This is a genomic window from Streptomyces sp. NBC_01635, assembly GCF_045209715.1.
GTDB lineage: Bacteria > Actinomycetota > Actinomycetes > Streptomycetales > Streptomycetaceae > Streptomyces > Streptomyces hirsutus.
In genome coordinates this window covers 2229475-2251849 of record NZ_CP109277.1, presented here as the reverse complement: position 1 = coordinate 2251849, position 22375 = coordinate 2229475, and the positions used below count along the sequence as shown (strand labels likewise).

General features: G+C 71.6%; 23 protein-coding genes. 17 read left to right on the top strand and 6 right to left on the bottom strand.

The features are described from left to right. Positions 1-46: 46 nt before the first annotated feature. From sufD to dapD, 9 genes are all read left to right on the top strand, one after another. The gene (gene sufD / locus OHB56_RS10720) at positions 47-1267 is read left to right on the top strand and encodes a Fe-S cluster assembly protein SufD (RefSeq protein ID WP_406352876.1); all 1221 of its coding nucleotides are present in this window, start codon (positions 47-49) and stop codon (positions 1265-1267) included. Beyond that, positions 1264-1581, top strand: coding sequence for a non-heme iron oxygenase ferredoxin subunit (locus OHB56_RS10715; protein ID WP_055572483.1), 318 nt, complete (start codon positions 1264-1266; stop codon positions 1579-1581). Before sufD ends, OHB56_RS10715 begins: the two co-directional genes overlap by 4 nt. A gap of 7 nt (positions 1582-1588) precedes the next feature. Then, positions 1589-2353, top strand: coding sequence for a Fe-S cluster assembly ATPase SufC (gene sufC / locus OHB56_RS10710; RefSeq protein WP_055591711.1), 765 nt, complete (start codon positions 1589-1591; stop codon positions 2351-2353). Continuing rightward, a complete protein-coding gene (locus OHB56_RS10705) occupies positions 2350-3621 on the top strand; it encodes a cysteine desulfurase (RefSeq protein ID WP_326752042.1) in 1272 nt (423 codons plus the stop codon). Before sufC ends, OHB56_RS10705 begins: the two co-directional genes overlap by 4 nt. A gap of 13 nt (positions 3622-3634) precedes the next feature. Next, a complete protein-coding gene (sufU, locus tag OHB56_RS10700; protein WP_326752041.1) occupies positions 3635-4099 on the top strand; it encodes a Fe-S cluster assembly sulfur transfer protein SufU in 465 nt (154 codons plus the stop codon). Then, positions 4096-4428, top strand: a complete 333-nt coding sequence (locus tag OHB56_RS10695) for a metal-sulfur cluster assembly factor (RefSeq protein WP_055591708.1) — start codon at positions 4096-4098, stop codon at positions 4426-4428. The genes sufU and OHB56_RS10695 overlap by 4 nt, the downstream gene beginning before the upstream one ends. A gap of 142 nt (positions 4429-4570) precedes the next feature. Then, entirely contained in the window at positions 4571-4891 is a 321-nt protein-coding gene (locus OHB56_RS10690; protein ID WP_055591707.1) for a multidrug efflux SMR transporter, read from the top strand. Then, complete coding sequence (locus tag OHB56_RS10685) at positions 4891-5433, top strand: TetR family transcriptional regulator (RefSeq protein WP_326752040.1); 543 nt, start codon at positions 4891-4893, stop codon at positions 5431-5433. Before OHB56_RS10690 ends, OHB56_RS10685 begins: the two co-directional genes overlap by 1 nt. Positions 5434-5556: 123 nt before the next feature. After that, on the top strand, positions 5557-6546 hold the full coding sequence (gene dapD / locus OHB56_RS10680) for a 2,3,4,5-tetrahydropyridine-2,6-dicarboxylate N-succinyltransferase (protein ID WP_326752039.1): 990 nt from the start codon (positions 5557-5559) through the stop codon (positions 6544-6546). 168 nt (positions 6547-6714) lie between these two features. Here the strand turns inward: dapD and OHB56_RS10675 are convergent, their stop codons facing one another. Next, positions 6715-7086: a hypothetical protein gene (locus OHB56_RS10675; RefSeq protein ID WP_406352872.1), complete on the bottom strand. Its 372-nt coding sequence runs from the start codon at positions 7084-7086 to the stop codon at positions 6715-6717. Positions 7087-7277: 191 nt separating this feature from the next. Then, positions 7278-8906 carry a CocE/NonD family hydrolase gene (locus OHB56_RS10670; RefSeq protein ID WP_406359001.1) on the bottom strand — a complete coding sequence of 543 codons (1629 nt, stop codon included), beginning with the start codon at positions 8904-8906 and terminating at the stop codon, positions 7278-7280. 176 nt (positions 8907-9082) lie between these two features. Between OHB56_RS10670 and OHB56_RS10665 the strand changes: the two genes are divergently transcribed. Next, positions 9083-9799, top strand: a complete 717-nt coding sequence (locus OHB56_RS10665) for a TetR/AcrR family transcriptional regulator C-terminal domain-containing protein (protein ID WP_326752037.1) — start codon at positions 9083-9085, stop codon at positions 9797-9799. Between the two features lie 274 nt (positions 9800-10073). Here OHB56_RS10665 and OHB56_RS10660 read toward each other — a convergent pair whose 3' ends face one another. After that, positions 10074-11036 carry an RNA polymerase sigma-70 factor gene (locus OHB56_RS10660; RefSeq protein ID WP_406352871.1) on the bottom strand — a complete coding sequence of 321 codons (963 nt, stop codon included), beginning with the start codon at positions 11034-11036 and terminating at the stop codon, positions 10074-10076. Positions 11037-11173: 137 nt separating this feature from the next. Between OHB56_RS10660 and OHB56_RS10655 the strand changes: the two genes are divergently transcribed. Continuing rightward, the gene (locus OHB56_RS10655; protein WP_406352869.1) at positions 11174-11659 is read left to right on the top strand and encodes a carboxymuconolactone decarboxylase family protein; all 486 of its coding nucleotides are present in this window, start codon (positions 11174-11176) and stop codon (positions 11657-11659) included. A gap of 30 nt (positions 11660-11689) precedes the next feature. Here OHB56_RS10655 and dapA read toward each other — a convergent pair whose 3' ends face one another. Next, positions 11690-12583, bottom strand: coding sequence for a 4-hydroxy-tetrahydrodipicolinate synthase (gene dapA / locus OHB56_RS10650; protein ID WP_406352867.1), 894 nt, complete (start codon positions 12581-12583; stop codon positions 11690-11692). Between the two features lie 147 nt (positions 12584-12730). Here dapA and OHB56_RS10645 point away from each other — a divergent pair, with 147 nt between their 5' ends. Continuing rightward, complete coding sequence (locus OHB56_RS10645; protein WP_406352866.1) at positions 12731-13207, top strand: phage holin family protein; 477 nt, start codon at positions 12731-12733, stop codon at positions 13205-13207. Then, positions 13204-13602: a DUF3618 domain-containing protein gene (locus OHB56_RS10640; RefSeq protein ID WP_326752033.1), complete on the top strand. Its 399-nt coding sequence runs from the start codon at positions 13204-13206 to the stop codon at positions 13600-13602. Before OHB56_RS10645 ends, OHB56_RS10640 begins: the two co-directional genes overlap by 4 nt. A 119-nt stretch (positions 13603-13721) precedes the next feature. On the opposite strand, the gene OHB56_RS10635 is transcribed toward OHB56_RS10640, so the two are convergent. Next, positions 13722-15548: an endonuclease/exonuclease/phosphatase family protein gene (locus tag OHB56_RS10635; protein WP_406352864.1), complete on the bottom strand. Its 1827-nt coding sequence runs from the start codon at positions 15546-15548 to the stop codon at positions 13722-13724. A gap of 446 nt (positions 15549-15994) precedes the next feature. On the opposite strand from OHB56_RS10635, the gene OHB56_RS10630 reads away from it, so the two are divergent. From OHB56_RS10630 to OHB56_RS10615, 4 genes are all read left to right on the top strand, one after another. Beyond that, on the top strand, positions 15995-17428 hold the full coding sequence (locus tag OHB56_RS10630; RefSeq protein WP_326752031.1) for a hypothetical protein: 1434 nt from the start codon (positions 15995-15997) through the stop codon (positions 17426-17428). Positions 17429-17810: 382 nt separating this feature from the next. Continuing rightward, positions 17811-19268 carry an alkaline phosphatase PhoX gene (locus tag OHB56_RS10625; protein ID WP_406352862.1) on the top strand — a complete coding sequence of 486 codons (1458 nt, stop codon included), beginning with the start codon at positions 17811-17813 and terminating at the stop codon, positions 19266-19268. Positions 19269-19349: 81 nt separating this feature from the next. Continuing rightward, positions 19350-20015, top strand: a complete 666-nt coding sequence (locus OHB56_RS10620; RefSeq protein WP_406352860.1) for a GntR family transcriptional regulator — start codon at positions 19350-19352, stop codon at positions 20013-20015. Between the two features lie 16 nt (positions 20016-20031). Next, on the top strand, positions 20032-21048 hold the full coding sequence (locus OHB56_RS10615; protein WP_326752028.1) for a 1-aminocyclopropane-1-carboxylate deaminase: 1017 nt from the start codon (positions 20032-20034) through the stop codon (positions 21046-21048). A gap of 87 nt (positions 21049-21135) precedes the next feature. Here the strand turns inward: OHB56_RS10615 and OHB56_RS10610 are convergent, their stop codons facing one another. Continuing rightward, a complete protein-coding gene (locus OHB56_RS10610) occupies positions 21136-22350 on the bottom strand; it encodes a TerD family protein (protein ID WP_406359000.1) in 1215 nt (404 codons plus the stop codon). Positions 22351-22375: the final 25 nt, after the last annotated feature.

Genomic DNA, 22375 nt, shown 5'->3' with positions numbered 1-22375 from the left:
GTCGGACAGCACACGTCTCACTCAGAAAGAGAGCACTACGACAGCCATGGCTGAGGCTCAGAATTCCCCCACCTCCGGCTTCGCTGCGGCGGGGGGACCCCCACCGGTGGGCTCCACCACCGCCGGCTCGATCGCGGTGGCCGCCGAGTCGACCGTCGCCACCCGGATGAGCGCGCCCCCGTCCTTCGACGTGGCGGACTTCCCGGTCCCGCACGGCCGCGAGGAGGAATGGCGGTTCACCCCGCTGGAGCGCCTGCGCGGCCTGCACGACGGCACCGCCGTCGCCACCGGCGAAGGCGTCAAGACCGCCGTCGAGGCGCCCGAGGGCGTCCGCGTCGAGACCGTCGGCCGCGACGACGCGCGGCTGGGCCGGGCCGGCAAGCCGGTGGACCGCGTCGCCGCCCAGGCGTACAGCGCCTTCGAGCAGGCCTCGGTCGTGACCGTGCCGAAGGAGACCGTCCTCACCGAGCCGATCCGCATCGCGGTGCACGGCGAGGGCGGCGCCGCCTACGGGCACCAGGTGATCGAGCTCGGCGCCTTCGCCGAGGCGGTCGTCGTCATCGACCACACCGGTGACGCGGTGCTCGCCGCCAACGTCGAGTACGTCCTCGGCGACGGCGCCAAGCTCACCGTCGTCTCCATCCAGGACTGGGACGAGAAGGCCGTGCACGTCGCCCAGCACAACGCCCTCGTCGGCCGCGACGCCTCCTTCAAGTCGGTCGTCGTCACCTTCGGCGGCGACCTGGTCCGGCTGCACCCCCGGGTGGCCTACGCGGGCACCGGCGGTGAGGCCGAGCTGTTCGGCCTGTACTTCACCGACGCCGGCCAGCACCAGGAGCACCGCCTCCTGGTCGACCACAACGTTCCGCACTGCAAGTCGAACGTCGCCTACAAGGGCGCGCTCCAGGGCGACGACGCGCACGCCGTGTGGATCGGTGACGTGCTCATCGAGGCCAAGGCCGAGGGCACCGACACCTACGAGATGAACCGCAACCTCGTCCTCACCGACGGCGCCCGCGTCGACTCCGTGCCCAACCTGGAGATCGAGACCGGCGAGATCGTCGGCGCCGGCCACGCCTCCGCGACCGGCCGCTTCGACGACGAACAGCTCTTCTATCTGATGGCCCGCGGCATCCCCGAGCAGGACGCCCGACGCCTGGTGGTCCGCGGCTTCTTCGCCGAGCTGGTCCAGCAGATCGGCGTCCCGGACATCGAGGAGCGCCTGATCGCCAAGATCGAGGAGGAGCTGGAGGCATCGGTCGGATGACCTTCCAACGCGCCTGTGGACTGAGCGAGCTGGAGGAGGACACCCCGAAAAGGGTGGAACTCGACGGCACGCCGGTCTCCCTCGTGCACACCGGGGGCGAGGTGTTCGCGATCAACGACATCTGTTCGCACGCGAACGTCTCCCTCTCGGAGGGCGAGGTCGACGACTGCCACATCGAGTGCTGGCTGCACGGCTCGCGCTTCGACCTCCGTTCGGGCAAGCCCGACAGTCTTCCGGCCACGCGCCCCGTTCCCGTATACCCCGTAAAGATCGAAGGGGACGACGTGCTCGTCTCCGTCACCCAGGAGTCCTGAGGCCCCCATGGCAACGCTTGAAATCCGAGACCTGCACGTCACCGTCGAGGCCGACAACGCCACGAAGGAAATCCTCAAGGGCGTCGACCTCACCGTGAAGCAGGGCGAGACGCACGCCATCATGGGCCCCAACGGCTCCGGCAAGTCGACCCTCGCCTACGCCCTGGCCGGTCACCCCAAGTACACCGTGTCCGGCGGCACCGTCACCCTCGACGGTGAGGACGTCCTGGAGATGTCCGTCGACGAGCGCGCCCGCGCCGGCCTGTTCCTGGCCATGCAGTACCCGGTCGAGGTCCCCGGCGTCTCCGTCTCCAACTTCCTGCGCACCTCCGCCACCGCCATCCGCGGCGAGGCCCCCAAGCTGCGCACCTGGGTGAAGGAGGTCAAGGAGACCATGGAGCGCCTCCACATGGACCCCGCCTTCGCCGAGCGCAACGTCAACGAGGGCTTCTCCGGCGGTGAGAAGAAGCGCCACGAGATCCTCCAGCTGGAACTGCTCAAGCCGAAGATCGCGATCCTCGACGAGACCGACTCCGGCCTGGACGTCGACGCGCTGCGTATCGTCTCCGAGGGCGTCAACCGCGTCCGCGAGTCCGGCGAGGTCGGCACCCTGCTGATCACGCACTACACGCGCATCCTGCGCTACATCAAGCCCGACTACGTCCACGTGTTCGCCGACGGGCGGATCGCCGAGTCCGGCGGCGCCGAGCTCGCCGACAAGCTGGAGAACGAGGGCTACGAGGCCTACGCGAAGGGTGGCGCATCCGCGTGACACAGCTGCCGGGCCTCCTCACCGAGCCCAGGCTCCTTGACGAGGCCATCCGTAACGACTTCCCCATCCTGGACCGCCAGGTCCACGACGGCCGGAAACTCGTCTACCTGGACAACGCGGCGACCAGCCAGAAGCCGCGTCAGGTGCTGGACGCACTCAGTGAGTACTACGAGCGCTACAACGCCAACGTCCACCGCGGTGTGCATGTGCTCGCCGAGGAGGCCACGGCGCTGTACGAGGGCGCGCGCGACAAGGTCGCGGAGTTCATCAACGCGCCCTCCCGCGACGAGGTGATCTTCACCAAGAACGCCTCGGAGTCGCTCAACCTCGTGGCGAACATGCTGGGCTGGGCCGACGAGCCCTACCGGGTGGACCACGAGACCGAGATCGTCATCACGGAGATGGAGCACCACTCCAACATCGTGCCGTGGCAGCTGCTCGCGCAGCGCACCGGCGCGAAGCTGAAGTGGTTCGGCCTCACCGACGACGGCCGCCTCGACCTGTCCAACATCGACGAGATCATCACCGAGAAGACGAAGATCGTCTCCTTCGTGCTGGTGTCCAACATCCTGGGCACCGTCAACCCGGTCGAGGCGATCGTGCGCCGCGCCCAGGAGGTCGGCGCCCTGGTGTGCATCGACGCCTCCCAGGCCGCCCCGCACATGCCGATGGACGTACAGGCCCTCCAGGCCGACTTCGTGGCCTTCACCGGCCACAAGATGTGCGGCCCGACCGGCATCGGCGTCCTGTGGGGCCGCCAGGAACTGCTCGAGGACCTGCCGCCGTTCCTCGGCGGCGGCGAGATGATCGAGACCGTGTCGATGCACTCGTCGACCTACGCCCCCGCGCCGCACAAGTTCGAGGCGGGCACCCCGCCGGTCGCCCAGGCGGTCGGCCTCGGCGCCGCGATCGACTACCTGAGCGCGATCGGCATGGACAAGATCCTCGCCCACGAGCACGCGCTCACCGAGTACGCGGTCAAGCGCCTGACCGAGGTCCCGGACCTGCGCATCATCGGCCCCGACACGGCCGAGGACCGCGGCGCCGCGATCTCCTTCACGCTGGGCGACATCCACCCGCACGACGTGGGCCAGGTCCTCGACGAGCAGGGCATCGCGGTCCGGGTCGGCCACCACTGCGCGCGGCCGGTCTGCCTGCGGTACGGAATTCCCGCGACCACGCGAGCGTCGTTCTATCTGTACTCCACGCCGGCCGAGATCGACGCTCTGGTCGACGGTCTGGAGCACGTACGGAACTTCTTCGGCTGAGGGGCTGCTGCGCGTGAAGCTTGATTCGATGTACCAGGAAGTCATCCTGGACCACTACAAGAACCCGCACGGGCGGGGCTTGCGGGACGGCGATGCCGAGGTGCACCACGTCAACCCGACGTGCGGCGACGAGATCACGCTGCGGGTGAAGTACGACGGCACGACGATCAGTGACGTCTCGTACGAGGGGCAGGGCTGCTCCATCAGCCAGGCCTCGGCCTCCGTGCTGAACGACCTGCTGGTCGGCAAGGACCTCGCCACGGCGCAGCGGATCCAGGAGACCTTCCTGGAGCTCATGCAGTCCAGGGGCAAGGTGGAACCGGACGACGCGATGGAGGAGACCCTGGAGGACGCGATCGCGTTCGCCGGGGTGTCCAAGTACCCCGCCCGCGTCAAGTGCGCCCTCCTCAGTTGGATGGCGTGGAAGGACGCGACGGCCCAGGCACTGGGCTCCGACGCCGAAAGGACAACGGCATGAGCGAGACCGTGGAGATGAAGCCGGCCTCGGAAGAAGAAGTCCGCGAGGCCCTGATGGACGTCGTCGACCCCGAACTGGGGATCGACGTCGTCAACCTGGGTCTGATCTACGGCGTCCACGTCGACGACACCAATGTGGCGACCATCGACATGACTCTGACGTCCGCGGCCTGTCCGCTGACCGACGTCATCGAGGACCAGGCCAAGTCCGCCACGGACGGCCTGGTCAGCGAGCTGCGCATCAACTGGGTGTGGATGCCGCCGTGGGGCCCCGACAAGATCACGGACGACGGCCGCGACCAGCTGAGGGCACTCGGCTTCAACGTCTGAGACCCCGGTCGTACGGGCACGGGACGGCCCCCGGTTCCCGCGAATCCACCGGATTCGCGGGAACCGGGGGCCGTCGTCGTGTCCGGCCGGACGAGCCGTTCGTTGTGTACAGCCGTACGCATCGCTGTGTACGCTCGTACGCATGGGATACCTTCTGCTCGCCGGGGCGATCGCCGCGGAGGTGGGCGCCACCACCGCCATGAAGTACAGCGACGGCTTCAGCAAGCTCTGGCCCTCGCTGCTGACCCTGGTGGGCTACGTGGTCTCCTTCAGCCTGCTCGCCCAGACGCTGCGCACCCTCTCCATCGGCACCGCGTACGCCATCTGGGCCGGAGTGGGCACCGCCGCCATCGCCGCGATCGGCATCATGTTCATGGGGGAGGGGCTCACCGCGGCCAAGGCCGCAGGCATCGCGCTGATCATCGTGGGCGTGGTCGTGCTCAACCTCGGCGGCGCGCACTGATGGCCCGCCGGTACGACCCCGAGCGGCGTCGGCGGATCATCGAAGCAGCGATCCGCGTCGTCGGCAGGAGCGGCATCGCGGGACTCAGCCACCGCAGCGTCGCCGCCGAGGCCGATGTGCCGCTCGGCTCCACGACGTACCACTTCAAGACCCTCGACGAGCTGCTGGTCGCCGCGCTGCGCCAGACCAACGAGGGGTTCGCCAAGGCCGTCGCCTCGCACGGCGGCCTGGAGGACCCGCGCACCGACCTGGCGACCGAACTCGCCGGACTGCTCGGCGAGTGGCTCGCGGGCGAGCGCGCCGGCGTCGAGCTGGAGTACGAGCTGTACCTGGCCGCCCTGCGCCGGCCCGCCCTGCGCCCCGTCGCGGCCGAGTGGTGCGAGGACGTCGCCGAACTGCTGTCCCACCGCACCGACCCGGTCACCGCCCGCGCCCTGGTCGCGCTGATGGACGGCATCTGTCTCCAGGCCCTGCTGACCGGCACGCCGTACGACGAGGAGTACGCGCGGGAGATGCTGGGGCGCATCCTGCCGGGGAACTGAGCGGGGCCGTCGGCGCACCGCTCCGACCTGGGGCCGTCCCCGCTTCCGGGACGGCCCGCCCGGCACCTGAGACGGCCCGGCGCCGGTTCGCGCCGCCGGGCCCGAGCCGGTTAGGTTGCCCTCATGACCGACTCGACTGCTCAGAGCACCACCGGCGCAGTGGCCGCCGGCCTCGCCACCCTCACCGCCGACGGAACCGTCCTCGACACCTGGTTCCCCGCCCCCGAACTCTCCGACGCGCCCGGCCCGTCCGGCACCGAGCGGCTCTCCGCCGAGCAGGCCGCCGAACTCCTCGGCGCCGGCGCGACCGCGGCGATCGGACAGGACGCGCGCCGGGGCGTCGAAGTGGTCGCGGTCCGTACGGTCATCTCCTCGCTCGACGAGAAGCCGACCGACGCGCACGACGTCTACCTCCGTCTCCACCTGCTCTCCCACCGCCTGGTCAAGCCGCACGGCCAGAACCTGGAGGGCATGTTCGGCTTCCTCGCGAACGTCGCCTGGACCTCGCTCGGCCCCGTCGCCGTCGACGACGTCGAGAAGGCGCGGCTCAACGCCCGCGCCGAGGGCCTGCACCTGGCCGTCACGTCCGTCGACAAGTTCCCCCGCATGACGGACTACGTCGTCCCCAAGGGCGTCCGCATCGCCGACGCGGACCGGGTCCGCCTGGGCGCCCACCTCGCCGCGGGCACCACGGTCATGCACGCGGGCTTCGTCAACTTCAACGCGGGCACCCTGGGCACCTCCATGATCGAGGGCCGCATCTCCGCGGGCGTCGTCGTCGGCGACGGCTCGGACATCGGCGGCGGCGCGTCCACCATGGGCACGCTGTCCGGCGGCGGCAGCGTGATCATCTCCATCGGCGAGCGCTGCCTGATCGGCGCCGAGGCGGGCGTCGGCATCCCGCTCGGCGACGAGTGCGTCGTCGAGGCCGGCCTCTACGTCACCGCGGGCACCCGCGTGACCATGCCCGACGGTGAGGTCGTCAAGGCCCGCGCGCTGTCCGGCGCCTCCCACATCCTCTTCCGCCGCAACTCGATCAGCGGCGCGGTCGAGGCCCGCCCGAACAACGCGGTCTGGGGCGGCCTGAACGACGTGCTGCACAGCCACAACTGACCGACGGCGGCCGGCTGCCCCGCCGGCCGGCCCTGTCGGCACGGGTCACCACACCGAGCGCCCTTCCACGGCCCCATGACGGCCCGGGAGGGCGCTCGTGTGTGAACAGGGTTCTCCCGGCATCGCTCGTGCCGGCACCCCTCGTCTCGCTGGTGCGGTAGCCGGAGGTCAGTCCGCGTACACGACGATCAGGCACAGAGCCGCGAACGAGACGACGGACGAGCCGAGCAGCGTCAGCGCTGCCGGGACCGCAGCCGTCAGCCGCTCCCTGCCCTTGCGCCGGCCCGAGCGGAACACCACGCGGGCCAGCAGGAACGGCAGCACCACGAGGGCGAGGAAGACCGCCGACGCCGAGAACCGGCTGAACGCGGTGGTACCGGCGTCGGTGACCAGGTGCCAGGCCGCGGTGCCGAAGACCACTGCCGGGCCGGCCAACAGGACGAACGAGAGGACCGACGCCACGGCGACGGTCAGCCCTTCGGGCAGCCGCCCGGCACGCGCACGCTCCCGGCGCACTTCCGTTGGCCCGCTGTCCTCCATGCCCGCCCCCGGGTGCCGCAGTTCGGTGTCGCCGGTGCCCTGGCCGAGCCGCTCGGCTTGTGGCGCCAGACTCCCAGGGCCGCGGACCCGATGATCTCATGAGCCCACCGACCTCTCGGCGTCCTCCGAAGCAGCCACCTCGGTGACAACGAGCGTGCCTTTCATTGAGCCGGGCCGTCGGGTCCGGCTCGTCAGCCGTTCTCCGCAGGGCTGAGCCGGGAACCGTGGGCGTGCATCGGGAGCATCAACGCCGAGTCCGTGTGGAGTGTGATGTGCACCGGGGTGAAGGTGGTGGCGTCCAGCGGTGATTGCCCGGTGCCGGGATTGCGGGCGTAGCGGGGGTGGGCGCCTCCGCTGATCTGCCAGCGGAGGCGGTGACCGACGGCGAAGCGGTGGGCGGTGGAGCTCATCGGCACGGTGACCTGCGCGGGCACGTGCGCGGCCGTTCGGATCCGGCCCAGTCCGTCGCAGATGTTGACGGAGCGGCCTTGTGGGTCCACGTCGCACAGGCGGGTGAAGACGTCGGCGTGGCCGGTGTCCGTCGAGATGCGCAACCGGGCGGAGACCGGACTGAAGATGTCCAAGGGCTCGGTCAGCGGGGGTCCGGTGAACGTCAGTACGTCGTCCCGGGCTTCCAGAGTGCCGTTGTCGCGGGGGCCGGCGGTACGGGAGAGCAGAGGGCCGCCGAGGGACGGTTTGGGGTCGGCCGGGTCGTAGCGGAACGATGTCAGTGGTGCGGAGTCCGCGGGGGGCTGTTGGGTGAGATGTCCCTGTGCGGTGGGAAACCACGGGTCGATGGCCGTGGCCGGCGGCCAGTCCTCGAGGTCCCGCCAGGCGTTCTCGCCGCCGATGTGCACGCGCACGGCGGTGGGGCGCAGGCCGGAGGGGTCAGCGTGCAGGTGGGCGCGCAGCCAGGAGAGGCTCTCGGTGAACACCTCGGGCCAGCCCTGCTGCAGGGCGGAGGTGTGGGTCCAGGGCCCGACGAGCAGGGCGGTCTCGCAGCCGGCCCGCCGCAGCCGGTCGTACTGCTCGAAGGTCTGGTCGGCCAGCGCGTCGTGCCATCCGGTGATCAGGCTCGTGGGGACGTCGAGCCGCTCCGCCGCCTGTGCCGACGACGCGCCGTGCCAGTACGCGTCCTCGGCGTCCGGGTGCGTCATGACGTCGTCCAGCCAGGGCAACTCGCCCCCGAGGGCCGGTACGTACGCCCCGCGCAGTGGCTGCGCGGTGGTGACGTCGCGCAGGCGGCGCCGCAGGCGCAGCGCCGCCCTCAGGAACGGTGCCATGCCCTGATGCTGGTAGGTCATGCCCACCCCGACGGCGAGGGCGTTCTCCAGGCGCAGCGCACCGTGCGTGTGGAACAGGGCGTAGGGATCGTGCAGGCCCATCTGCATCACCATGGCCTTCAGCTCCGGCGGCGGGTCCAGGGCAAAGGCCCATTGCACGTAGCCCAGGTAACTGGGGCCGACGGTGCCCAGGGCGCCGTCGAACCAGGGCTGCCCGCGCAGCCAGGCCACCGTGGCCTGCCCGTCGGCGGCCTCGTTGCGCCACAGGTCGAACGCGCCTCCCGAACCGCCGGTGCCGCGGCAGCTCTGCAGGACCACGTGAAAACCCTGTTCGGCGAAGAGCAGGCCGTACATGGGGGACCACGGCAGACCTCGGCCGTACGGCGAGCGGACCAGGAGAGTGGGGAAGTCGCCCTCGGTGCGCGGGAAGTAGTGGTCGGTGAGCAGTGGGCTCCCGTCGGCGGCCGGCACCACCAGCCCCGGCTCCCACCCGGCATCGTGCCGTTTGGCCGGGAGCCGGCGCCACGTCGCCCTCATCATCCGTGAGGCCAGCGGGGGTTTCCCGGAAGGCGGAGCCCAGGTGGGCTTCGGCACAGGACCGTGTGTGCGTGCTGTCATCGTCCCCTCCTCAATTTACGTACGCTGTACGAGAATAGAGGATGCTTGACTGAGGCCCGCAAGGGCAACCGTGATCCGGGAAAGGGGTGTGGGCCATGCCCCGCGACGGAAGGGCCGACGCTCCGGGCGTCGACCCCCAGAAGCTCTGGCTCGGCTCTGCCCGGCCCCGCAGGGGCCGCAAGCCGACCTACAGCCGGGAGGCGATCACCGCGGCGGCCGTCGCCCTGGCGGACGCGGAGGGCCTCGAAGCGGTCACCATGCGGAAAGTCGCCGCACAGGTCGGAGCCGGCGTCATGTCGCTCTACAGCTACGCCCCCGACAAGGAGACGCTGCTGCACCTGATGGTCGACCACGTCAGCGGCGAACTGCCGGTCACGGACACGCTCACCGGCGACTGGCGCGCCGACCTGAAGGCCGTCGCCCACCTCCAGCGCGCCCTGATGCTGCGACACCCCTGGCTGCCCGCCGCCCTGTCCACCCACCGCGTCCCCGGACCCCACACCCTGGCCTTCATGGAACGCGCGCTCACCGCCCTGCGGCCCACCGGTCTGGACGGTGCGGCGAAGCTGGAGATCTTCGCCCAGCTCACGGCGTTCGTGGCCGGGCACGCCGCGCACGAGATCGCGCAGGCCGCAGTCTCGCGGTCGCCCGACCAAGCCGCAGCCGAAGCCCGCTACCTCGCCGCCGTCGCCGCGGACGGCCACCATCCGGAACTCGCTGAAGCCCTCTCCGCGCCCAGCCGTCCGCTCGCCCCCGAAGCCACCTTCGCCCGGTTCCTCAACCGCCTGATCGACGGCCTCGGCACCGACTGACCCCGGGTGTCTGCCTCGACCGCGGGACCCGGAAGGGGAACAGCCGAGCCCTAGGCGCGCATACTCCCGTGCATCTGGTCGCCCGGTAGGCGGAAGGCGCCCGGAACGTGTTCGCCCTGCCGACCTTCGTGGGCCTGTTCACCGGGCTGGGGACGTTCGTCGTGGACCCGCTGCCGGACGTCGGGTGAAGGCCGAAGCCCCCCGTCGGCGCGTCAGAGGGCTGTACGCAACCGCCTCCCGCGTGGCAGTGGCTGATGAGGCCTCAGGTCCGGCCTCAGCGGCTCAGGGTCGTCGCCCGGCGCATGTGGGACAGCTTCTCCGGGTTGCGTACGGCGTAGAGGCCGGTGACGAGGCCGTGGTCGACGCGGACCGTCAGGACGGTGTCGAGCTCGCCGTCGACCCGGAGGAGCAGTGCCGGGCGGCCGTTGACCTGGGCGAACAGGAACGACGAACCGGTGGGGATCCTGCCCAGGCCCGCGGCCAGCAGGCGGGCCACCTTGTCGGCACCGACGATGGGCCGCAGGACTGCCTGCTTGACTCCGCCGCCGTCGCCCAGCAGGACGACGTCCGGAGCCAGGATGTCGAGCAGGTTCTGCAGGTCCCCCGTCTCGACCGCCCGACGGAACGCGTCGAGCGCCTTTCGGGAGTCCGCCGACGACACGTGTTCGCGCGGTCGGCGTGCCGCCACATGGCCGCGTGCGCGGTGCGCGATCTGGCGGACCGCGGCCGGTTTCCGGTCGACGGCCTCCGCGATCTCGTCGTACTCCAGGGCGAACACCTCGCGCAGTACGAACACCGCCCGTTCCGTCGGCGTGAGCGTCTCCAGCACCAGCATCATCGCCGTCGAGACGCTGTCGGCCAGTTCGACGTCCTCGGCCACGTCGGGTGTGGTGAGCAGCGGCGCGGGCAACCAGGAGCCCACGTAGGACTCCTTGCGGCGGCCGAGCGTACGCAGCCGGTTCAGCGCCTGGCGCGTGGTGATCCGGACCAGGTACGCCCGCCGGTCCCGCACCGTGCCGAGATCGACCCCCGACCACCGCAGCCAGGTCTCCTGCAGCACGTCCTCCGCGTCGGCGGCCGAGCCCAGCATCTCGTAGGCGACCGTGAACAGGAGGTTGCGGTGGTCGACGAACGCCTCGGTGGCGGGATCCGTTCCCGCGGTGCCCGCGGGGCGCCCGGCCGTGGGCTCGCTTCGTTCGCTCTTCACCGGACGCTCCTTCGCTTCCGACTGGGTCATGCGCACGGGACACCGGTCCCCGCGATCCTGTGACACCCGTCTGCCGTGGCTTGTGTCACCTGGCGGTGCTGTCACACGCAGCGGCCGGCCGGAGTCTCGTGTTCGTCCGATGCAACACCACGAGTGAGGACGAAGCCATGGAAGCCCGATTCGACCTGTTCGCCAATGAGATCGCGCTCAAGTTCGCCAAGCGGTTCGCGGGCGCGGGCCTGGTGATCCAGCAGTCGCCGCTGCCCCGGTCCACGCAGGAACTGGTGTCGCTGCGCGCCAGTCAGATCAACGGCTGCGGTCACTGCATCGACATGCACACCCAGGAGGCCGCGGCCGCCGGTGAGAGCGCGGTCCGGCTCCACCTGGTCGCCGCCTGGCGCGAGTCCACCGTGTTCACCGAGGCCGAGCAGGCCGCCCTGGCCCTCGCCGAGGAGGGCACCCGGCTCGGCGACGCCCACCACGGTGTCTCCGACGAGACCTGGGACCGGGTGCGCAAGCACTACGACGACGACCAGACCGCGGCGCTGGTCGCCCTGGTCGCCCTGATCAACGCGGCCAACCGGCTCGCCGTGATCGTGCACCAGAAGGGAGGCTCGTACGAGCCGGGCATGTTCGCCCACGCGCTCGACTGAGCGGAGAGCGTGCACGGCGAGTGGTGACGGTCAGCCTGTCGTGAGGTCCTCGTGGAGCGACCTGAGACTCTCGGTCGTGTCGCGGTCCGCCGGCCTCAGCGGCCGGCGGACCGGGCCCGCGGGCAGGCCGAGGGTGGTGAGGAGGGCCTTGGCCGTGACCGTGCCGGGCAGGCCGTTCGCCATCACCGCCTCGATCAGGGCGGTGGCCCGCTGCTGGAGACCGGCCGCGCGGGCCGTGTCGCCCGCGTCGAAGGCGTCCAGGACGGCGCGCAGGTGGTCCGGGACCACGTTCGCGACCGTGCTGACGTACCCGGCGCCGCCGACCGCGTACAGGGCGAGGATGTGCTCGTCGCAGCCCGCGTAGTAGGCGAGATCCGTGCGGGCGAGGATCTTCTGGGCGGCCAGGAAGTCGTACGAGCAGTCCTTCACCGCCACGATCCGGGGATGCTCGGCGAGTCGCAGCATCGTGTCCGGCTCGATGCGGGTGCCCGTGCGGGCCGGGATGTCGTACAGGGCCAGGGGGAGGTCCGTGGCGTCCGCGACCTCGTGGAAGTGCTCCTCGATCGCGTCCTGCGGCGGGCGGCTGTAGTACGGGGTGGCGACCAGGAGACCGTCGGCGCCCGCCCGCTCGGCCTCACGGGCGAGGTCGGCGGTGTGCGCGGTGTCGGCGGTGCCGACACCGGCGACGATCGAGGCGCGATCGCCCACCGCCTCCCGTACGGCCGTGACGAGGGCGGACTTCTCGGCGTCCGTCGTGGTCGGGGACTCGCCCGTCGTACCGGACAGCACCAGGCCGTCGCACCCGTGGCTCACCAGGTGGTCGGCCAGACGCGCGGCGCCGTCCAGGTCCAGGGCGCCGGTGGGGGTGAACGGCGTGACCATGGCGCACAGAGCGCGGCCGAAGGGGGGCGTCGATGAGGTCATGGGGAGTAGTCTCTGCCCGATGACCGCGTAGTTCCACTTAAATCCTCTATCAGTTATTGGTAAGCATCGGTAACGAATGACGTTCAGGGTAGGCGCCGCGCGCTCCGGGTACTCGGAGAACACCCGACCGAGAGGAGGCGGAACACTGTGACCGCAACCATCGAGCAACCGCCCGTTCGTGACACGCGCAGCCGTGACGGCCGCAGCCGTGCCGAATACACCCGTGACCCGCACGGCCACGACGAGCACAGCGTGGGCGAACTCGTCGGACAGGCCACCGAGCAGGTCTCCCGGCTGGTACGGCAGGAGATGGCCCTGGCCAAGGTGGAGCTGGCCGAGAAGGGCCGCCGGGCCGGACGCGGCGGCGGCATGCTGGGCGCCGCGGGCGCCTTCGCCTACGCGGGCCTGCTGGCGACGGCCTTCACCGGGGGCGCCGCGCTCTCTCTCGTCATGCCGGTGTGGGCGGCGGCGCTGATCATCACGGCCGTGCTGTTCGTGATCGCCGGTGTGCTGGCCGTGCTCGGTCGCGGTCAGCTGCGGCAGGCCACCCCGGCGACCCCGGAGCAGGCGCTGGGCAGTGTGAAGGCCGACGTGGAGGAGATCAAGGGAAGGGCGCACCGATGACGCGGGACGTGAACGGCGTGAACGCGCCTGCGAAGGCGGGGGCCTCCGGACCCGGTTCCGGGTCCCACATCGAGCCCGCGGTCGAGCAGGATGCCGCCCGCGGGGCCAAGGGGCCGGACGAAATGCGGCGGGAGATCGAGCGGACCCGGCACGAACTCGGGGACACGGTGGAGCAGTTGGCCGGGAAGATGGATGTCAAGGGCCATGCGATGGCCCGTGTGGAGGACCTGCGCGACAAGGCCGGCGCGGTGACCGTGCAACTGCGGAGCAGCGCCACGCAGGCCAGGCTGGCCGGGACGCGGAAGCCATGGCCGGTGATGATCGCCGGGGGGACGGCGGCCGGTCTGGCGGCGACGGCCGGGATGGCGGTACTGCGGCGGCGCGGGACGCACTGACCGCGGGCCGGGGAGCACTGCGGACCCGGGCGGGCGGGGCAGGGCGGGCGACCGGACGGGCACGGCCGAGGGCCGGCCGGACGGGAGCGTCCGGCCGGCCCTCGGCGCGGATGTACGCCCTACGGGCGGAAACGCAGGATCTGCGGGTCGTGGTCGCTGATCTGGTCGTGGAACTCGGTGTTGAGGTGCACGCTGTCGTACGTGAACGACCCGCCGCGGCGGATCGACGGGCTGATCAGGATCTGGTCCAGCACCTGGCTGTTGCCCTGGTAGACGTACGAGTAACGCTCGCTCCGCGGCAGGGACTTGACCGCCGACCAGAGCGTGCCCCGGCCCTCGAGGATCTTCGTGGTCGTGGAGAACTCGAAGTCGTTGATGTCGCCGAGGACGACGACGGCCGCGTTCTTCTGGGCGGCGAGGATCTTCGCGGTGAAGTCGTGGACCTCCTTCGCCTGGAGGTGGCGCTGCGTCTCCGAGCTGCGCGACGGCGGCTGGTACTGCGACGTCAGGGCCTGGTCGCCGCCCTTGGAGGCGAAGTGGTTGGCGACCACGATGACCGTGCGGCCGCGGAAGGCGAACTCGCCGGCCAGCGGCTTGCGGCTGTTCTCGAACGCCTCGGCGCCGGGGGCGACGCGGCCGGGGGAGACCGTCAGGGCCGCCTTGCCGCGCACCTTGGTGACGCCGGTGGCCGTCGTGGCGTCGCCGCCCGCGCGGTCGGTGAAGGAGACCCGCTCCGGGTTGAAGAGGAACACCTGGCGGATGTTGCCGCCCGGCTCGCCGCCATCGGCCTTGTCGGCCGGATCGATCCCGCGCCAGTCGTAGCGCGGGCCGCCCGCCGCCTCGATCGCGTCGATCAGCCGGGCCACCGTCCGGTCGGCGGCGACCGTGCCGTCGTCGGTGGCGCCGTTGTTGTCCTGGATCTCCTCCAGGGACACGATGTCGGGCGACTTCAGGTTGCCCACGATCGCCTCGGCGTGCGCGGCGAACGTGCCGTCGGACGGGTCCAGGTTCTCCACGTTGTACGTGGCGACCGCCAGCTCGCCGGAGCGCTGCGCGCGCGTCGACTCGCGCCGCAGGTTCCCGTTCTTCAGCGTGCCGAGTTCGCTCGCCACCAGCGTGTAGCCGCCGAACTGGTTGAAGTCCAGCGGGCCCGCGGTGGTACCGGCGAGGGTGTCGCCGACGTTCGCGTCGGGGAAGTCCGCGGCCCGGCCCAGGGACTGGATCTGCAGCCGTCCGGTGTTCCGGTCGTCGTAGGAGCCGTAGACCGTGCCGCCGCGGTCGTTGCGGTTCTCCTTCGGCTTCACCGTGACCCAGAGCTCGGTGTACGGGTCGGTGGCGCCGACCACCCTGGTGTCGGAGACCTGGACGTTCATGCCCTCCAGGGACTCGTAGAAGTCCAGGGCGTAGCGGTCGGGGCGCAGCGGCAGGGTGTTGACGGAGCCGTTCGCCGCGCCGTCCCCGGCCGGGGTGTAGGCGGCGGGGACGGACCTGGCGTCGATCCTGGTCGCGGCCGGGACCGGGTTGCCGCTGGAGACGACGGTGAACGTGGCGCGGGTGATCTCGGTCAGCGCCTGGTTGCCGGAGGACGTGCCGCCGGGGACGTACTCCGACACCGTGCCGGAGACCGTGAGGGCGTCGCCGACGGCGACCCCCTGGGGGGTCGAGCCCGTGTGGACGAAGACGCCCTCACTGGTGGCCGGGTCGGCGTCCGGCGCCGGATCCTGGATCCAGAATCCGCGGGACGAGCCGTAGGTGCGGACGCCGGTGACGATTCCGGCCACATCGGTGACCTGCTGCCCGGCGTACGGAGATGTCCGGGTGTCGCCCTGGATGTCGTGGATGCGCACGGACTCCGCGTGGGCGGGCGAGGTGAGGGTGATCGTGGACGCCGCGCACACGGCGGCGACGGTGAGCGCGGCGAGACGCGCGGACGACTTGCTCGGCAACGGATTCCCTCCGGGAATGTGATGAGTGCCGGGACGAGGGTGGAGAATCGTGTGACGCGTGGAGAGGGCGCGGGGTGCGGGCGGGCTGCCGTGGATGGCCCCGCGGCCCTGCGCGGCCTCCCGTCCTCTCAGGATGCCTTCTGCGGATGGCGTCCGCAGCCGGTCCCCGAGTGGCCTGCGGGGCGGCCTCCACGGATGGCGTCCGCGGCCGGCCGCCGGCTCCGGTGAACAACTGTCCGCCGATTTCTACGCGCGTCAATCTCCAGCTTGGCCAGGCCACTTGTCAAGGTTTCGGCCATGCCCGGGAGGTGAAGCAGAGGTGAAGCGGGCGGCTTGGGCGGAAATCCGTCTAGGCTGAGTGGCCGAGTCGTCTCCGGCCCAGCCGGCCGGCTGCCGCCGGCTGCCCCCGACGTGATCCGCCGGACAGACCCTAGGAGAAACAGCCGATGTCAGACAGCTCCATGCCGCCGGCGCGGCTGCACCCCGAAGCGGAGCTGGCGCGCGAAGCACTGTCCACGCCCCTGCTGTCCCGGGCCGCCCGGCTCGCCCGCTGGGCCGGGCCCGAAACGCGGGTCGACGCCGGCGGCGGGCTCGTCGACGAGCAGCTGCCCGCGGCGGCCGAGGAACTCGGGCTGAGCGGCGAGGACGCCACCGCCGACGCCAGTGCGGCATGGCGCGCCGCCGTGGACGCCGGGCTCGTCGACGTCGTCGACGAGGAGAAGGGCACCGTCACCGCGGGCGCCGACCTCGCCCTGCTCACCGGCGGCTCGCCGCAGGACGTCCTCACCGTGTGGCTCGCCGCGCTGGAGGCGGCACTCGCCGACGCGAGCGTGCCCGACCTCGACGGACTCGTCGACGCCCTCGCCGCCGGGGACGGATCCGGCGAACTCGACCTCTCCTCGGTCGACTGGAACCCCGAGGCCGAGGCGGATTTCCTCGACGGGATCCTCGGCAACCTGTATCTGCTGACCGTCGGCGAGGCGGGGCCCGCCGGCCCGTCGGTGCCGCTGCCCGCACTGGCCGCCTCCGTGATCGTCCCCGACGACATGCCGGAGCCCACCGACGACGTGCTCCAGGAGGTGTCCGACGCGATGATGCGGCTGGACGACCGGTTCCGCCTGCTGGAGCCGTCCGGACTCGTGGAGTACCAGCCGGTCGACGAGGCACTGCTGGCCGAGGGCGACGAGGAGCCCGCCCCGCCCCAGGACGACACCGACGTCACCCGCTACGGCGTGGTGCGGCTGACCCCGCTCGGCCTGTACGGGCTGCGCGCCCGCCTGCTGGAAGCGGGATTCGACGCCCCGGCGGTCGGGGACCTCACGGACAAGGGCGCCGACGCGCTGCTCGACCGCACCCCCGCCTTCCCGCCGGCGGCCGCCCACGCGGAGACCGAGCAGTGGCTCGCCCGCCGCGAACCCCTCGACGCGGCCCGGGAACTGCTCGCCGCCGCGCGCGGCGGCGACGAGAACGCGCCGCTGCGGCGGCTGCAGTGCCAGCAGGCGCTGGCGCTGGTCGGCGTCTCGGCCGAGCCCGCCCTGCGCGAGGTGCTCGACGACGCGGAACTCGGCGGGCTGGCCCGGGTGTGGCTGACCGAGCACGGGGCGACGGACGTACCGCCGCCCTCCGAGGCCATGATCTTCTGGCTGACCATCGACACGGTGGCCGCACAGCTCGCGGCCGAGGGCCACTCCGAGGAGTTGCAGGCCCTGGTGGAGGGCCTGGCCCGCCAGCACAGCGGCTTCTTCGCCACCGCCTGGCGGGTGGAGCACCCGGCCACGGCGGACGTGCTGGAGGCGATGGGCCGGCTGCACCCGGACAAGGCGGTCGCCAAGGCCGCACGCAAGGCCGCCTTCAAGGCGCGCTCGCAGCGCGGGAGTTGAATCGCGGCAGAGGATTCGGACGGACAGCCGGCGCCCGCGCCGATGGCAGAGCGGGTCCGTCACTCCCGGCCGGCGTGCACGGGGGCGGACGTGCGCCTCGGTGTGCGGGTGGAGTGAGCGGCGCGCCCCCCCGTTGAGCGGGCGCGTCGCACCCCGTTCGTTGAGCGGGGCGGGCAGGCGTACACCCCGGTCGGCGAGCACAGTAAGCGACCGCGTACCCCGCTCGGTGGGCGAAGTGGACGCGGCCGCGCGTGGTTCACCGAAGCGGCCGTCGGGAGGCCCCGCGGAGTTCAACCGGTGTTCAGGCAGGGGCGCGAGCGTGACGGTGAACGAGACCTGACCCGTCACCCCCTCACGGCACCCCACCGTCACAGGAGGCTCCATGTCGCTCACCCGCAGGGACTTCGCCAGGACATCCGCGGTCGCCGGCGCCGGTGTCGCACTGGTGGGCAGCGTGGGCGCCCTCGCCTCCGCGCCGGGCGCCCTCGCCTCCCACGACGCCGAGAGCGCGGGGGAGGAGCAGCAGGAGGCCCGGCACCAGCACCCCACGATCGGCTACGGCCCCCTGCTCCCCGATCCGGACGGCATCCTCGCCCTGCCCGCCGGCTTCTCCTACCGCATCCTCACCCACTGCGGGAAGACCCGGCTGGAGTCCGGCGAGTACACCCCCGCCGAGCACGACGGCACCGCCGCCTTCGCGGGCCCCCGAGGCACCACCCTCCTCGTGAACAACCACGAGATGGACGGTCCGCGCGACGAGGCGGAGCACCCGGTCCCGCTCGTCGAGGGCCTCGTCTACGACCCGGGCGCGCCCGGCGGCTGCACGATTGTCGAAGTGCGCCCCGACGGCAGCGTCGCCGAGTGGGTCGGCATCGCCGGCACCGCCGACAACTGCGCGGGCGGCAGCACCCCCTGGGGCACCTGGCTCACCTGCGAGGAGAATTCCGACCGGGCCGGTGAGAACGGCATGACCAAGGACCACGGCTACGTCTTCGAGGTCGACCCCGCCGACCGTCGCGCCAACCGCGACCCCAAGCCCCTGAAGTTCTTCGGCCGGTACGACCACGAGGCCGTCGTCATCGACTCCAAGCGCGGCCACGCCTACCTCACCGAGGACGCAGACGAACCCAACGGCCTGTTCTTCCGCTGGACCCCGCCGGAGGACTTCCGCCACGGCCCCGGCAGGTTCCGCACCCTCGCCGACGACGCGGGCGTCCTCCAGGCGCCCAAGTGCTTCGACTCCGGCGGCCGGTTCGTCGACGACCTCTCCCGCGCCACCCGGACCGGCACGGTGTACGGCGTCGACTGGGTGGACGTGCCCGACCGCGATGCGCGGACCGTCTCCGTGCGCGAGCAGTTCGGGGCCGGCGAGGTCACTCGTGCCCGCAAACTGGAGGGCATGTGGTGGGGCGACGGCGGGGCGTACTTCGTCTCCTCGTACGCCCGTGAGGAGAGCCCCGTCCAGCACGACGGCCAGGTCTGGTTCTACGACCCCCGGCGCCGCACCCTCACCCTCAAGGTCCTGCTCGGCGTCGACCGGAACCCGGCCGAGGACGGCGCCTTCGACGGCCCGGACAACATCACCGTCTCCCCGTACGGCGGACTGGTCATCGCCGAGGACGGCGAGGGCGTGCAGCACCTGTTCGGCGCCACCGACAGCGGACGCACCTATCCCATCGCCCGCAACGACCTGAACATCGGCACCGAGGAGGAGCCGGAGTTCAGCGAGTTCACCGGCGTCACCTTCTCGCCCGACGGGAAGACCCTGTACGCCAACATCCAGGAACCGGGCATCATGCTCGCCGTCACGGGCCCCTGGAAGCGCCAGAAACGCCGCTGAACCCGCCGCCCGCGGTCCCCGTCACGGTGGCGGGTGACCGAGGGCTTGTTCGGGCGGTCTCTGACATCTAACATTTCAGTTGTGGAAACCATGCGACCCGTACCGCGCACCCTGCTCAGGGACCGTGCCCATGCGGCGATCCGGGACGCCATCGTGGCCGGGGAGATCGAACCCGGCGCGGTGGTGCGGGACGCGGAGATCGCCGAGCGGCTCGGGCTGTCCCGGGCGCCGGTGCGCGAGGCGTTCGCGCGGCTGGTCGACGAAGGGCTGCTGGAGAGCAAGCCGCAGAGCTACACGCGGGTGACCCCGCTGATCGCCCGCGACGTACGGGACGCGGCGGCCGTCGTCGGCGCCATGCACGAACTGGTCACCCGCGTCGCCGTACCGCGGCTGGGAGAGCCCGACGTGGAGCTGATGCGCGCCGCGAACGAGCGGTTCGACGCCGCCGTGCGGACCGGTGACGTGGACGGCGCGCTGCGCGCCGACGACGAGTTGCACGACGTCCTCGTCCGGGTGAGCGGCAACCGTGCCGCCGCCGCGACCGCCGCCCGCTACACCCCGCTCATCCGCCGGCTGGAGCGGCAGCGCTTCGGCGAGGGCGGCGCCTGCCGTTCCACCGGACTGCACGACCGGCTGATCGAGGCCTGCGCGGCCGGAGACCCGGACGAGGCGGTCCGGGTCACCGCGGAGATCTGGCGGGGCCTGGAGGAGCTCGCCGACGTGTCCGAGGTTCCCGACGTTCCCTGACGGAAGGATCACCCCCATGTCCCTCTCTGCCCACGAGCGTTACCCGCTGCTCTTCGGCCCCTCGCCCGTGCATCCGCTGGAGCGGCTCACCGCGCACCTCGGCGGCGCCGCCCTGTGGGCCAAGCGCGAGGACTGCAACTCCGGTGTGGCCTACGGCGGGAACAAGACCCGCAAACTGGAGTACCTGGTCGCCGACGCCCTCGCCCAGGGCTGCGACACCCTCGTCTCCATCGGCGGCGTGCAGTCCAACCACACCCGCCAGGTCGCCGCCGTCGCCGCCCGCGCCGGACTCAGGTGCGTACTGGTGCAGGAGAGCTGGGTGGAATGGCCGGACGCCGTCTACGACAAGGTCGGCAACATCCTGATCAGCCGGCTGGCCGGCGCCGACGTGCGCCTGGTGCGGGCCGGGTTCGGGATCGGCTTCAAGGAGAGCTGGGAGCAGGCGCTGAGGGAGGTCGAGGAGTCGGGCGGCAAGCCGTACGCCATCCCGGCCGGCGCCTCCGACCACCCGCTCGGCGGACTGGGCTTCGCCAACTGGGCCCATGAGGTCGCCGAGCAGGAGGAGGAGCTGGGCGTCTTCTTCGACACCGTGATCGTGTGCTCGGTCACCGGGTCCACCCAGGCCGGGATGGTGGCCGGATTCCGGGCGCTTCAGGAGGCGGGCGGGCGGACCCGGCGGGTGATCGGGATCGACGCGTCGGCGGCGCCCGTCCGCACCCGCGAACAGATCGCGCGGATCGCGCAGAACACCGGCCGGCTCATCGGCGTACGCCAGGACCTGACCGTCCAGGACGTGGAGCTGGACGAGCGGTACCACGCGGGCACCTACGGGATCCCCGACGAGGCGACGCTGGAGGCGATGCGGCTCGCGGCCCGCACCGAGGGGATGGTCACCGACCCCGTCTACGAGGGGAAGTCGATGGCCGGGCTGATCGACCTGGTGTCCCGCGGCGAGGTCGGCCGCGAGTCCACCGTCCTCTACGCCCACCTGGGCGGCCAGCCGGCACTGAACGCGTACAGCGCGTTGTTCTGAGTCGGGCGAGGGCGGGGCGGGGGCGCGACGCGGCCGGGTGCGTCCCGCGATCACGCGGGGTGCACCCGGCCACGGGCCGTACGGCTGTTACAGCGCCTTGGCGGCCGGCTTGACCATGCCCCTGACCGTGCGGGACTTCACGAACTCGCCCATGGCGGTCATCTCCCACTCGCCCGAGAACTGGCGGATCAGCTTCGCCATCATGACGCCCGTCTGCGGCTCGGCGGAGGTGAGGTCGAAGCGGACCAGTTCCTCGCCGGTGGTGGCGTCCAGGAGGCGGCAGTACGCCTTGGCGACCTCGGTGAACTTCTGGCCGGAGAACGAGTTGACCGTGAAGACCAGACCGGAGACCTCCTGGGGGAGGCGGCCGAGGTCGACCGTGATCGTCTCGTCGTCCCCGCCGCCCTCGCCCGTGAGGTTGTCGCCGGAGTGCTTGATCGCGCCGTTCACGATCTGCAGTTTGCCGAAGTAGCAGCTGTCGATGTGGTTGCGCTGCGGGCCGTACGCGATGACCGAGGCGTCCAGGTCGATGTCCTTGCCCCGGTACGCCGGCTCCCAGCCGAGGCCCATCCGGACCTGCGAGAGCAGCGGGCGACCGCCCTTCATCAGGGAGACGGTCTGGTTCTTCTGGAGGCTGACCCGGCCCTTGTCCAGGTTGATCTTCCCGGTGCCCGGCGCGGCGGCGGGCGGCGCCGGGGGAGCGGCGGGCGCGGGCGGAGCCTGCGGGGCGGCCATCGGCGGGACCGGCGGCGCCGGCGGAGGGGGAGCGACCGGCTGGGCCGTGGCGGCCGGCTGGGCGGGGGCGGCCGGTTCCTCGACCGTGACGCCGAAGTCGGTGGCGATGCCGGCCAGGCCGTTGGCGTAGCCCTGGCCGACCGCGCGGGCCTTCCAGGCGCCGTTGCGCAGGTAGATCTCGACGACCACCAGGGCGGTCTCGGCGCCGAGGCTCGGCGGGGTGAACGTGGCCAGGACCGCGTTGTCGTCCGCGCTGCGGAGGGTGGCCGTCGGTTCGATGCCCTGGAAGGTCTGGCCCTGGGCGTCGGGGCTCGCGGTGACGACGATCTTCTCGATGCCGGGCGGGACGGCCGTGGTGTCGATCGTGATGGCGTCCGGGGCGCTGCCGCCGCCGGAGCGGTAGGTCACGCCGGGGCCCGCGGGCTGGTTGTAGAAGATGAAGTCGTCGTCGGAGCGCACCTTGCCGTCGGCGGTGAGCAGCAGGCCCGATACGTCGAGCCGCACCGGGGCGGCGACGTCCACCGTCACACGGGCGGTGGGAAGAGGGATGTTCGAGCCGGGGGTCATAGCTGTCATGCCGGGTGAACGAGCG

Excerpts from the sequence above, each read along its gene's own strand:
- sufD (WP_406352876.1), top strand. The coding sequence starts at position 47 with ATGGCTGAGGCTCAGAATTCCCCCACCTCCGGCTTCGCTGCGGCGGGG.
- OHB56_RS10715 (WP_055572483.1), top strand. The coding sequence starts at position 1,264 with ATGACCTTCCAACGCGCCTGTGGACTGAGCGAGCTGGAGGAGGACACC.
- sufC (WP_055591711.1), top strand. The coding sequence starts at position 1,589 with ATGGCAACGCTTGAAATCCGAGACCTGCACGTCACCGTCGAGGCCGAC.
- OHB56_RS10695 (WP_055591708.1), top strand. The coding sequence starts at position 4,096 with ATGAGCGAGACCGTGGAGATGAAGCCGGCCTCGGAAGAAGAAGTCCGC.
- OHB56_RS10690 (WP_055591707.1), top strand. The coding sequence starts at position 4,571 with ATGGGATACCTTCTGCTCGCCGGGGCGATCGCCGCGGAGGTGGGCGCC.
- OHB56_RS10685 (WP_326752040.1), top strand. The coding sequence starts at position 4,891 with ATGGCCCGCCGGTACGACCCCGAGCGGCGTCGGCGGATCATCGAAGCA.
- dapD (WP_326752039.1), top strand. The coding sequence starts at position 5,557 with ATGACCGACTCGACTGCTCAGAGCACCACCGGCGCAGTGGCCGCCGGC.
- OHB56_RS10675 (WP_406352872.1), bottom strand. The coding sequence starts at position 7,086 with ATGGAGGACAGCGGGCCAACGGAAGTGCGCCGGGAGCGTGCGCGTGCC.
- OHB56_RS10670 (WP_406359001.1), bottom strand. The coding sequence starts at position 8,906 with ATGAGGGCGACGTGGCGCCGGCTCCCGGCCAAACGGCACGATGCCGGG.
- OHB56_RS10665 (WP_326752037.1), top strand. The coding sequence starts at position 9,083 with ATGCCCCGCGACGGAAGGGCCGACGCTCCGGGCGTCGACCCCCAGAAG.
- OHB56_RS10660 (WP_406352871.1), bottom strand. The coding sequence starts at position 11,036 with ATGACCCAGTCGGAAGCGAAGGAGCGTCCGGTGAAGAGCGAACGAAGC.
- OHB56_RS10655 (WP_406352869.1), top strand. The coding sequence starts at position 11,174 with ATGGAAGCCCGATTCGACCTGTTCGCCAATGAGATCGCGCTCAAGTTC.
- dapA (WP_406352867.1), bottom strand. The coding sequence starts at position 12,583 with ATGACCTCATCGACGCCCCCCTTCGGCCGCGCTCTGTGCGCCATGGTC.
- OHB56_RS10640 (WP_326752033.1), top strand. The coding sequence starts at position 13,204 with ATGACGCGGGACGTGAACGGCGTGAACGCGCCTGCGAAGGCGGGGGCC.
- OHB56_RS10630 (WP_326752031.1), top strand. The coding sequence starts at position 15,995 with ATGTCAGACAGCTCCATGCCGCCGGCGCGGCTGCACCCCGAAGCGGAG.
- OHB56_RS10625 (WP_406352862.1), top strand. The coding sequence starts at position 17,811 with ATGTCGCTCACCCGCAGGGACTTCGCCAGGACATCCGCGGTCGCCGGC.
- OHB56_RS10615 (WP_326752028.1), top strand. The coding sequence starts at position 20,032 with ATGTCCCTCTCTGCCCACGAGCGTTACCCGCTGCTCTTCGGCCCCTCG.
- OHB56_RS10610 (WP_406359000.1), bottom strand. The coding sequence starts at position 22,350 with ATGACCCCCGGCTCGAACATCCCTCTTCCCACCGCCCGTGTGACGGTG.